General features: G+C 47.7%; 9 protein-coding genes. All 9 read right to left on the reverse strand.

Features of this window, described 5'->3' with window-relative positions; all coding sequences use genetic code 11:
* Nucleotides 1-2: 2 nt before the first annotated feature.
* The gene (locus tag AC0YN6_RS03960; protein ID WP_475745297.1) at nucleotides 3-779 is read right to left on the reverse strand and encodes a class I SAM-dependent methyltransferase; all 777 of its coding nucleotides are present in this window, start codon (nucleotides 777-779) and stop codon (nucleotides 3-5) included.
* A complete protein-coding gene (mutL, locus tag AC0YN6_RS03965; protein ID WP_475745298.1) occupies nucleotides 776-2,827 on the reverse strand; it encodes a DNA mismatch repair endonuclease MutL in 2,052 nt (683 codons plus the stop codon). The genes AC0YN6_RS03960 and mutL overlap by 4 nt, the downstream gene beginning before the upstream one ends.
* A gap of 27 nt (nucleotides 2,828-2,854) precedes the next feature.
* A complete protein-coding gene (gene mutS, locus AC0YN6_RS03970; protein WP_475745300.1) occupies nucleotides 2,855-5,554 on the reverse strand; it encodes a DNA mismatch repair protein MutS in 2,700 nt (899 codons plus the stop codon).
* Nucleotides 5,555-5,895: 341 nt separating this feature from the next.
* On the reverse strand, nucleotides 5,896-7,314 hold the full coding sequence (locus tag AC0YN6_RS03975; protein ID WP_475745301.1) for a putative amidoligase domain-containing protein: 1,419 nt from the start codon (nucleotides 7,312-7,314) through the stop codon (nucleotides 5,896-5,898).
* A gap of 138 nt (nucleotides 7,315-7,452) precedes the next feature.
* Nucleotides 7,453-8,016, reverse strand: coding sequence for an outer spore coat protein CotE (locus tag AC0YN6_RS03980; protein ID WP_475745303.1), 564 nt, complete (start codon nucleotides 8,014-8,016; stop codon nucleotides 7,453-7,455).
* A gap of 505 nt (nucleotides 8,017-8,521) precedes the next feature.
* Nucleotides 8,522-9,490, reverse strand: a complete 969-nt coding sequence (locus tag AC0YN6_RS03985; protein ID WP_475745304.1) for an aromatic acid exporter family protein — start codon at nucleotides 9,488-9,490, stop codon at nucleotides 8,522-8,524.
* Nucleotides 9,491-9,527: 37 nt separating this feature from the next.
* Nucleotides 9,528-10,415: an ABC transporter permease gene (locus AC0YN6_RS03990; RefSeq protein WP_475745306.1), complete on the reverse strand. Its 888-nt coding sequence runs from the start codon at nucleotides 10,413-10,415 to the stop codon at nucleotides 9,528-9,530.
* Nucleotides 10,408-11,205 (reverse strand): ABC transporter ATP-binding protein, encoded by a 798-nt coding sequence (locus tag AC0YN6_RS03995; RefSeq protein ID WP_475745307.1) that lies wholly within the window; start codon nucleotides 11,203-11,205, stop codon nucleotides 10,408-10,410. Before AC0YN6_RS03995 ends, AC0YN6_RS03990 begins: the two co-directional genes overlap by 8 nt.
* 27 nt (nucleotides 11,206-11,232) lie before the next feature.
* Nucleotides 11,233-12,243 (reverse strand): ABC transporter substrate-binding protein, encoded by a 1,011-nt coding sequence (locus AC0YN6_RS04000; RefSeq protein WP_475745308.1) that lies wholly within the window; start codon nucleotides 12,241-12,243, stop codon nucleotides 11,233-11,235.
* Nucleotides 12,244-12,344: the final 101 nt, after the last annotated feature.

Here is a 12,344-nt window from a genome sequence, read left to right on the forward strand (position 1 = left end):
ATTCAAAGCTGTATCACTCCATATGCAATTTTCGAAGTATTCACATGTCGTCGTTCAAATCCGAGTCTTGCAAATTCTCCGCTGGCTTGATGCTCCTTAAGCACTACGCATTTCCTTGCGACCCGCTTCGCTTGATCAATGACTTCATGCGACAAAGCGTCCATATTGGCGATCCCGCGAAGCGGCTCCATGGAGCTGGATTCATTAATCGGCTTCCTGAACATTGGATCAAAATATACGATATCTGCACTATTATCGGGCAATCCCGTTAAATACTCCATATGATTCATACATTTCATCTCTATACGTCTCATTGCCTCATTCACATCAGTCAGGCTCGTCTGATAACCTGCTAGCCCCTCCCGAACAATTGCGCATAAGACAGGCTCGCTTTCAATCGCTGTAACTCTGCCTGTAGGTCCTGAGGCATAGGAGAATACGAGTGAATCTGATGCAAGACCTGCTGTACAATCAATGACACGATCACCTTCCGAACAGCCGGAAAGCTGAATTAACGGGTCCGTTTCACCTCGCCGCAATCGCTTTACCCGAACGAACGCCATGCTTGGGTGAAAATAAAGCGGAGTTTCCGATTGTCCGTCATAATAGCGGACCTCTTCTTCCGTTACGACAATCAAACGCTTGTCATCACTTAAAGTTAACAGCTTATTGACTGTCAAATTCCCTCGTACTTTGAGAGGTGAAGCAAGCTCAGCCGAAAGTTTTGCAGCTTGCTCCAAAGCCCTTGCTGACGGTTTAGCCGTCGTAGTAACAATCACGACATCACCCGCTTAAACATTTTTTCCAGCTGGTAGGTCGATAGGTGGACAATGATTGGGCGTCCATGCGGACAAGTATAAGGCTGCTTGCAATTTGCAAGCCTTGCCAGCAGTGTCTCGCCTTCTTCACGATTCATCCGGTCATTTGCCTTAATCGATGCTTTGCATGCACACATAATGGCTGCTTTCTCGCGCAGCTTGCCGATATCAATAGTTTTACGTTCTTGTATGAGCAGCTCCGCCATCTCCTCAAGTAAGGCTTGCTCCTCACCCTGAGGCATCCATTCTGGATAAGAACGAACGAGAAATGTTTGTGCGCCAAAGGACTCCAGCTCTACTCCTGCTTGCTCAAACATAGGCAAAAGGTCTCTTAGCTGCATTGCTTCTCCTGTTGTAAATTCTAGAGTAAGCGGAACAAGCAATTGCTGACTTGCAGCTTCTGGATTTCCGAATTTTTGAAAAAAATATTCATAATTGATTCGCTCATGAGCCGCGTGCTGATCAATTAAATATAGACCATCCTCAGATTGGGCAACGATATAGGTGCCATGATGCTGTCCGATCCAGTACAACTCCGGAAATGACGGCTGACCATCCAAAGAATCATCCTCTGTTCTCACCTCAGCTATAGGAGCTTGAATAACTGGCTGTTGTTCTATCCCATGCTCAGTCTGTAGTTCAGCATGATACACTGGTGCCTCTACCTGTTCTTGCGTTACAGCTGCTTCTTGCTTAACATCAAGCATTGAGGCTAAATTTGCTGGTGTTTGCCCCCACTGTGTAGAAGTCTCTCGGACTGCAAAAATGTCCGACGAGGCCGAAGACGAAGATGGTGCTGCTGGCGGTGCATACAGCTTCTCTGCTGCGTTTCTTGGCACATATTCCCGATCGATGACCGGCGGTTTATAAGAGGACGAAGCCCCTTTGCTCGGCGCAGCCGGTTGATAAGGTTTGAACGATTCCGCCATTGGCTCAGGCCGATGAAACGAAATTGCATCTTGCACAAACAACGGTTTTGAACGCTCCAGCTTATTGCTTGATTCCGGTCCAGGTATATGACGCTGACGACCAAGCACCGCTTTGACTGCATCCTCAATCATCGTACGAAGCTCTGGTTCTTTACTAAATCTTACCTCCATCTTAGAGGGATGGACGTTTACATCCAACAAGCTTGGATGCATTCCGATCTCTAATACCGCTAGCGGATAACGATTAATCGGCAGCAGCGTATGATACGCCTGAAGCAACGCTTGATTAATTGTGTGACTGCGGATGTAGCGCCCGTTCACAATTGCGGTGATCCCATTTCGATTCGCACGAGTGAGCTCCGACTTTGAGATGTAGCCGCGCAGCTCGTAATCAGACGTTTCAGCCTCGACTGGAAGCATCACTTTTGCAGTATTTGAACCATATACAGCTGCAATTACTTGTAATCTATCGCCGCTGCCTAAAGTGCGCAAAAGCACGTTTCCGTTATGTTTGAATGTAAAAGCAATACCGGGATGAGCAAGGGCAATACGATTGATATAATCAGATATATGCCCAAGCTCCGTTTGGATTGCTTTCATATATTTGAGTCGTGCAGGTGTATTGTAAAATAAATCTCGCACGGTCATTTCCGTTCCCTGCGGTGCATTTGCCGGTTCATCGATCGTAACTTTGCCGCCTTCTATGACGATCCTGCGGGCAAGACCTGTTGAAGTATCCGAAGAAGTACATTGCAGTCTCGAAACCGCGGCAATACTCGGAAGAGCCTCTCCGCGGAAACCTAGACTAGCTATTCGGAACAGATCGCTCCCTGTGGAGATTTTGCTTGTCGCATGGCGCTGGAAAGCGGTAACGATATCAGATGCCTCTATCCCGTAGCCGTTATCTATTACTTTAATAAGCGTTAAGCCGCCTTCTTCAATCATTATATCAACCGTCGTGCTGCCCGCATCGACAGCATTCTCGACAAGCTCTTTTACGACTGAAGCTGGGCGTTCAACCACTTCTCCCGCGGCGATTTGGTTGGCCAGCTGCTCATCTAATATATTTATTTTGCCCATGACGTTGCCGTTCCCCCTTTCACGAAACTAGTCATTTAATTTACTTTTCATATCATTCAGCCACTGCATTGCTTGCATAGGTGTTAAGTTGAACAAATCAAGCTTGCGTAACTGATCTGCCAGCTGCTCTGCTTTCGGATTGGCCTTCTTTCGTACTGGCTCTGCTTCAATAGCTGCTGCAGGCTCATCAAAAATGGAAAGCTGCACAATTCCGCGAGATTCCTTAACCGTCTCATTACGTGTATGTTCTTCCGTAATTGAAGATGGTTCCTGTGAAACCGGGTAGGTGTAACGGTTGCCATGAACAGCTTCATTAGTGCTCGTCGCACGCTTTGGAGTTTCAAACTCGTCCGTCTCATCAAGCAGCTCATAAGCTCGTCCAATAATCGATTGCGGCAGCCCAGCTAATTGAGCACAATAGATGCCATAACTAGTACTTGCTGCGCCAGCAATTAATTTTCTAAGAAACGTTACATTATCGCCGCTTTCCTCAACAGCCATACGTGCGTTTGAGAGAGCAGGCAACGATTCCTCAAGATGCGCCAGCTCATGGAAATGAGTAGATACAAGCGCTTTACATCCAATATGATGATGTACATACTCAATAACCGCCTGTGCGATCGCCATCCCTTCACCAGTAGATGTTCCGCGTCCTAACTCATCAATAATGACTAGGCTGTTTACAGTGGCCTTTTCGGTCATCAGTTGAATGTCTTTCATCTCAACCATAAATGTACTTTGACCGCCAATTAGATCGTCAGCCGCACCGATCCGTGTGAATATACGATCGATGAGCGGAATAACCGCTGACTTCGCAGGAACGAAACATCCCATTTGAGCCATGATACAGATAAGAGCGACTTGGCGCATGTACGTGCTTTTGCCGGCCATATTGGGCCCTGTAATGAGCAGCATCCACTGCTCGTCCTTGTGCAATCCCGTACCATTAGAAATAAAAGGAGTGCCATCCATCATCGCTTCAACGACAGGGTGCTTCCCTTCCTCAATCTGCAAATCATAACCGTCGGTCACGCGCGGACGAGAAAAACGACGCTCCGCACTTACTGTGGCTAACGACTGATAAACATCCAGCTCTGCAATAATAGCTGCAGCTTTTTGCAATCTGTGCAAATGAAGTGACAAATGGTCACGCAGCTCGATAAATCTCTCATGCTCCAAATCGACCATTTTATCCTCTGCCTCAAGAATGAGCCGTTCCTTTTCTTTAAGCTCTGGCGTCACGAATCGCTCAGCATTAGCCAGCGTTTGCTTGCGCTCATATCTGCCTTCCGGCAGACTCGACAAATTCGCTTTGGAAACTTCTAAATAATAGCCAAAAATTCGGTTATAACCAATTTTCAAGTTTTTAATTCCAGTAGCTTCTCGTTCTTGACGTTCGAGCTCTGCAAGCCATTTTTTCCCGTTCGTACTTGCCTCGCGCAATTGATCTAGATATTCGTCGTAACCGGCACGGATAAGACCGCCCTCTCTTATCGTAACGGGAGGGTCGTCGACCAGCACCGTCTCGATGAGATCAGCCAAATCAGAACAATTGTCCGTACCCTCTACTAGCGCTTTGAGCACTTCTGAGCCCGATTGTTCACAAAGAGCAGTCAATTGCGGAATACGACGAAGCGAACTGCGAAGCGCATTGAGATCACGTCCGTTTGCGCTGCCAAAGGCTACTCTTCCGACCAGCCGCTCAAGATCATAGATGGGTTGCAGCTCTGAGCGTATATCATCTCGCAATATTAAGTTAAGGTATAAGGTCTCTACCGCGTCCAAACGAGCTTCTACAGCAGCACTGTTTAATAGTGGCTTATCAATCCAGCGACGAAGCAGACGAGCGCCCATTGACGTTTGCGTGCGATCCAGCAGCCATAACAGTGAGCCCTTCTTGCTGCGATCGCGGACAGTCTCGGTTAGTTCGAGGTTCCTTCTCGTATAATGATCCAAAATCATATATTGATTAGGCTCATAGCTCGTTATTGAGCGGACATGTCCAAGCGAACGCTTCTGCGTTTCGTCCAAATAACCTGTAAGGACGCTAACTGCCATCAGCCGTGCTCCGCTTAGTTTGGCAAGCTCAATCTCGCCAAACTGTTCTGTCAGCTTGTCCAATGCCATAGGCTCGCGGGCAGTAAGAAGCAGCTGTTTGTTCCATACAGCTGCTTCTTGAACCCGATCTAACAACTCTCTGTCGCCTACAAGCTCAGATGGCTGGTAAACGTTAATTTCATCGATTAATGCTTCAACATGCTCAGCGAATGAAGTAACATATAGCTCGCCTGTCGATAGATCACATGCAGACAATCCGAACAAACCATGAGATTGAACGATCGCCGCGATGAAGTTATTTGAATTGCCATCAAGCGCCTTCGATTCCATCACGGTGCCTGGTGTGATGATACGAACAATTTCTCGGCGGACAACCCCTTTTGTCGCTGCAGGGTCCTCAACCTGCTCGCAGATAGCTACCTTGTATCCTTTGTCCACGAGTCTGCTAATATAATTCTCAGCGGCATGAAAAGGTACACCGCACATCGGTATTTTTTGCTCGCCCCCGCCCTCTCGACCAGTAAGCGTAATTTCCAGCTCGCGGGATGCGTTAATCGCATCATCAAAAAACATTTCATAAAAATCGCCTAATCGAAAAAATAAAAAAGCGTCCTTCGCTTCTTCTTTGATTGCAAGATATTGCAAAATCATTGGAGTATATCCAGCCATTCCGATCCTCCTCAAAAACGTTAACAGCATGCTGCTCCGTAGTTACTCAACTAATTAATATCGTTAATTACATGAGCAAGCAAAAAAATCCCAACTTGCTCAGGCAGTAAACATTAGATATTCATTATAACAAGCGGAACAGATGTGCGCCATAAGCGAAAAGATTGGCATATGCTTTGGCCGGTTTTTTTATAGGAGTTTGTGTGCCTGCAAATTACCTAATTTTGATCAATTAACGGATGCTGAGTCCGATAGCATCCATTTTATAATCAAATTTTCATAAATAGTGGATTGTAGGTCCGTTAAGAACACAGTGGAACTATTAGTTGATCTATTTTCAATTAACTCAATGGCAGCCTCCATTTAACGCGGATATCGGCACTTTCATTCCAAGTTGTTCCACGCCGTACCGCATCAAACATCGGCTCGATATACGACGCGAGCGCGGGGTAGCTTGCTGTAGCCGCGAGCGCTGAGGCAATACCTTCCAAGCAACCGGCCAGCTCAGCGCGGTCGCCGGTATAATATGCTTCAACATACCGCTCCTCCAGAGCTGGCATGTAGGATAGATTTTGTTCTTCACGGGCGCATAGCAGCGCCAACGCGAAGGAGGCTTTGGCTGCCGCTGGCGATACCAGCCAGCTCGGCAGCGTTCGGTACTCGAACCCGCCATGCGGCTGCATACGGAAGTCTCCAAGTGTTCCATACCTTGGACGGCGAGCCCGCCCTGCGGGGTCCTCTACAAGAGCAAGCGGAAATGCCGCGTAGCTGTCCAGCAAGTGGAGCAAGCGGCTCGTTAGCGGCGCTCCGCTTAGGTGGATATGCCCGCCGAGCGCAAGCCCCGGCACGGGCATAGCTCCAGCGGCCCAGCGCAATGCTGGGTCGCTGATGCGATCGGCGGCGCGAAGCAGCAGCCGCCGCACATTCGCGGCGAGCGCGGCCGGGTCCTCGGCCGGCTCGGGCCGCAGCTCGGCGACGGGATAAAGCAGCCGTCGCCCCACGAGCACAGCGTCGGCACCGGCTGCGCCGCCGACGCCAGCTCCAAAAAACCGCGACGCCGACGCAATCTTCCCTGCCGGCGTCACAAGCACAAACTCAGGATCGGCGCCTATAAGCAGCTGCCGCTCTACAGCCTCTGCTCTCGCCGCGGCATGCCACGCGGCAAAACGCCTCAAAGCAACACCCTCCAGCCTCGTATCCCTCAGCTTCGGCCATGCATCATGGACGGCTGTGCGCCCGTCCCCGCCAAGCCACACCTCGGCCTCGCCAATATCGAGGCCAAGCGAATAAAGCGCTGCTACGGCGGTGCGTGCCACCCTACGCAGCGCTGGATCATCCGGCCATCCCGCTGAACCACCGGTAAGCAGCGGCTTACCCTGCATCGGTTTCCCCGAAGCATCGATACGCTGCATTTCGACTGGCTCCAAATGTACGACGCTGATGCGATACAATCGTTCGCTTTGGATTGCGGGACCGCCGCATAACCCCGCCCGACGCCAAATGTGCTGCTTTTCAGAAGCGGGCAGCTTCGTTGCGATGTGTCCATTTACATTCAGAATCCATGCTCCATTAAATCGATTACAATCTATTGAACGAGCATCTGACCATGCGAGCACTGCATCACTTGGCTTGACTGCTGTCCATGACTGCGCATGCAGCGGCTGCCCATTTCGCTCGCCTGCGGTATGTGGCTCTTTTGCGACATCTGAAATTCTCTCCATCCGATCATAGCTGCCTCGCCATATCCACGTCGAAGCCATTGCGTTCCCGCCTTTAATCGAGGTATGTAAATTAAATTCAATGTATATTATTAATTTCCAAAAAAAAGAGGGCTTTCGCCCTCGAATTTGCTGCTCTCGCAGCATATGATACCTTGACAGCAAAGCTTCCCGGCTTGCTTACAGCTCATCGTCCAGTAAATCTGGATCCAAATCCTCATAATCATTATCGCCGAGGCTGAATTCCAAATCCTTGCCATCCAGGTCGCCGCAACCGCCTGGAAGTACTGCTACACAAACCTTAGTCTCGGCGACTAGCTCTACCGAAAACTCACGCTCTACACGAATCACGACACTCGAGCCGTTCGAAGAAATATTGGCTTCGATACAGTTCGGCTCCTGCACTACCTCGGCTGACACTTCCACAGTAGACGGCCGATGTTTCGGATCTACATAGGAGAGATTGACATGCTCGACGTAATGCACGGATTCCTTAGCTACGTCTGTTTGCGAATTTTTGCTGTACGAATACCAGATGTTGATATCGTAAGTACCAATTACCTCAATGCCGTCGCCCGAACGTACCGCTTCATACTGATGGTTAATGATCCATGCTCCCAGAATACTGGTCGGATTATGAGGCGGCGTTACGGTATGGGTTACAGTGGAAAACTTACGACCTTTGCCGCAGACAGCCTTGGTAATTATTTCTCTGTACTGTAGCTGTTTATCTGCAATAGTCATTGATTTAACCTCCTCCATACAATCATTCATTTAAAGTGTATGCAGGACATTCGTCTAGGGTGACTGTTTATTTTCTCGAAATATAAGATTATATAAGTTTTATACTTATAGCGATTCAAATAGATCTTTGCGCAACGTATGCTAGGGCCGCCCGACGCCTCAAATAGCCGTTACGCTTGATATATAAGAATACATAAGTCTCACACTTATAACGGTGCTTATATTTCTCAGCTAAACGTACACTGTGCCATAATAGAGCCACAGCCGTTTACGCTTGAAATGCAAGATATTATAGGCTTCTACCCTATAACTACGCTTGGATTTCTACGCGAAACGAAAGCTGTGTCTCCCAATGTCGCCACAGCCGTTTACGCTTGAAATGCAAGATATTATAGGATTCTACCCTATAACTACGCTTGGATTTCTACGCGAAACGAAAGCTGTGTCTCCTATTGTCGCCACAGCCGTTTACGCTTGCCTCGCAACGAATTTTTCCCTTTACATTCTATGGTCGAAGTTGGGACGTCATGACTTTTCTTTTTTTTAATCGCTTAGCAATGGCTAAATAACGCTCCAGCTCTCGAAGAAGCATGAGCAGCGAAGCACGAACTTCGAACTCATCCCTCGTTTTCGGAAGTTCCATCGCTTGAAATAATTGCGACAGCTCTAGCAATCGCTCTTCAACACTGCCCTTATAAACATCTGAATTCACATCGCTAGATAATTGATCGAATAGATCTGCAATCATAATCGCTTGAGGAAACTTCTCATATACGAATGCCAGCTTAACGAGCATCTGCTGAATAGATTCAAGCTGTTGGCGTCTCATCTCAAAATAAGTAGACCAATACTGCTCTTGGCCCCAAAGCCGGTTCTCGCGATTGCGAACAGAACGCTGTGCTCCTTCTTCAATTGCGTTGTCGGCTTCTAATATTTCGCCGCCATTCCATATATGCGCTGGGTTACGCAGCGTCATCGCCATTTCTTGAAAAATAACAGCAAAGTTTTTCTCAAGCGCTGTACGATAGAAGCTAAGCTGATGTTCATCCTTCGGCATATAGATGATATTCACTACGGTTGCCCATCCCAATCCAGCAAATAGCAGCAAGATTTCATTGCTTATAATGTCTGTCGTCACTTCCGCCCGGTCAAATAGGTGAAATACGATTACTGAGCTCGTAACGATGCCGTCCTTTAGTTGAATGCGTGACAAAATAGGGAACGTGATGAGTATAAATACAGCAACCACCCAAATGTGAAAACCAAATAAGGTAAAAATAAGCGATGCAAAAAAAAGTCCGAGCACAGAGGCGATAAATCGAACAAACGCACTCTTTATGCTCTTCATCCTCGTCACTTCAACGCCAAGTATTGCAAGAATACCCGCACCAAGCGGCGGCTCCAATCCTAGATATGCAGCAGTATAAATGGCTGCTATGGCTGCTAATGCCGTTTTTATAATTCGAATGCCCATGTTCTACCTCGCGTGCTGTAAGATTTATTTCTACATCCTACCGCTCGCGCCAGCCTGACGTCAACTTTCGTTCAAGCGCTGCAACAAGCTGATACATAACCGTTGCAACAACTGCAATAACAATTAAGCTTGATAGCACTAATGTGAAGTTAAATACTTGAAATCCATATATAATCAAATATCCTAGTCCAAGCTTCGCGACGAGAAATTCTCCGACGATTACACCGATCCAAGCTAATCCAACATTTACCTTTAAGGTTGAAATAATGACTGGAAAGGAACCCGGCAAAATAACAAGCTTGAACAATTGTAATCGTGAGGCACCAAACAGCCTAACAACCTTAATATAGCCGGAGTCAATTTCACGAAATCGATTATATATGTTCAAAATCGTAATAATAACAGTAATCGATAGCGTAATTGCCACGATGGACATAAAACCTGGCCCAAGTCCCACGATAAATATTGGACCAAGTGCTACCTTCGGCATACTGTTGAGTACGACCAAATAAGGATCGAATACCCGTGACAGAAACGGGAACCACCAAAGCAATGCAGCGATAACCGTGCCAAGGATCGTGCCAAGCAAGAAGCCTACCACTGTTTCCGTTACAGTCATGCCGACATGCGGCCAGATGGAACCATCAGCCATCGTTTTCCATAGCTGAAGAAACATTTTGGATGGATAGCTAAATAGCAAAGGATCAATCCAATCCTTACGACCTGCTACTTCCCATAAACCGATAAAAAGAAGCAGCAGCACGACTTGGGTTGCGATGACCGCTGCCGTTATTCGTCGCTTGTGTTCATTGAAGCGGGTATGAAGATCGCTCATCCATGACTGTCGATCTTCCTGCATACCGGAAACGGCTGCTTTGTCTGACCTATCACGATTCGTCAACTCCAGCCTGCTCCGTTCATCCATCCTTCCCGCCTCCCTCCACGTCATCTTCATCAAGCTCTGACCATAAGCGATCAAACAATTGTTGAAAGCCTGGAAGCTTACGAGCTGCCATAGGAGATGTCAAACGGATATCTTCCGGTATTTCCACCTCGCAGCGAATATGTCCGGGGTTACGGCCCAGTACGATGACGCGATCACTCATGGCTGCCGCTTCTGACAGATCATGTGTGACGAGAACTGCTGTTTTACCCAGCCGCTTCAACGTCTGATGAACCAAGTCCTCCAATTGAAGCTTGATATGCAGATCAAGCGCTGAGAAGGGCTCATCGAGCAGCAGCACTTCCGGTTCAGTAGCAAGCGTCCTAGCTAGTGCAACACGCTGCCTCATACCTCCTGAGAGCTCATGAGGATATTTGCGGCCTGAGTCTGGCAATCCAAGCTCATCCAGCAGCTCCTCCACTGTTCGAAGCGCCTCTTCTGATTTCCGTCCGTTTATTTCAAGTCCGATCGCGGCATTTTCCTTTATCGAACGCCACGGAAACAAATAATCTTGCTGCAGCATGTAGCCTACTTTGGGCGATGGCCCCACAACCCGCTCACCATTTAGCAGTACTTGCCCCTTTGTCGGCGGAAACAAGCCGGCTAGCAGACTAAGTACCGTCGTCTTGCCGCAGCCGCTGGGACCGACCAAGCTGATAAATTCCCCGCGATTGACTAACAGCTCTATCTGTTCAACCGCGAGGGAGGCTCCCTTTTCATTCACATATACATGTGTTAATTGCTGCAGCTCAAGCACAGGTACCTTAGTCATGCCTAAGCCTCCATTCTCTGCCGTTCGTTATTTAACTTCTTCGATTGCTTTTTTTGCAAAGCTTATATCTACTAGTTCACTATGCTCCGTACGCTTCTTAAGTTCACCTGCACTCGTAATGACATCAAGAAGGTTATTCCATTCCGCTTCATCAACGATAGGGTCTGTAGCGAATGAGCCTTGCTTCTTGTAACGATCGATCGAGCTAATTAAAATATCCCGATCTACATTCTCAAAATAAGGAAGTACAACATCAGCAATCGCTTCTGCAGTGTTGCTCTCTACCCATAGCTGTGCTTTGTGAACTGCATTAGTAAACGATTGAATGGTCTTTTTGTTTTTGTTGATGTAGCTTTTCTTCGCCATAAATACGGTATAAGGAAGGTGACCGCTCTCTGTGCCGAAAGAAGCAACCACGTGACCTTTTCCTTCTTTCTCAAAAATCGAAGCCGTCGGTTCAAACAACTGTACATAATCGCCAGTACCAGACGCAAAGGCTGCTGGAATATTCGCAAAGTCAACATTCTGAATGAGTTCCAAATCTGCTTTCGGATCAATGCCATGTTTCTTCAGTGCGAATTCGCCGGCCATTTGTGGCATTCCGCCTTTTCTTTGCCCGAGGAATACCTTCCCTTTTACGTTGTTCCAATCAAAGCTGGCATCGGCTTCTCTTGCAACGAGGAAGGTGCCGTCCGTTTGCGTCAACTGGGCAAAGTTAATGATCGGATCATCCGTACCCTGCTGATAAACATAAATAGACGTCTCAGATCCAACCAAAGCAACGTCAATTACATTCGAGAGCAATGCGGTCATCGTTTTGTCACCGCCCGGCGTTGTCGTCAATTCAACGTCAAGACCTTCGTCCTTAAAAAATCCTTTTGCTACAGCTACATACTCCGGTGCATAAAATAAGGAACGAGTTACTTCCCCGATACGAACCTTCACATTCCCTGAATCACCTTTACCGCAGCCCGCCAATACACTTGTCATGACGAGCGCTACAGCAAGCAGCACCGTCAATAAAATACGTTTTTTCATTTTCCCATTCCCTTCTGCGCAAATTTGCGTTAATAAATGTACTTCAGCCTATGCGCTATTGTTATGGGCGGTGAATGCAAGCACAAAAAAGAAGGCTGCCC

Source organism: Paenibacillus sp. J22P15, from assembly GCF_056269345.1.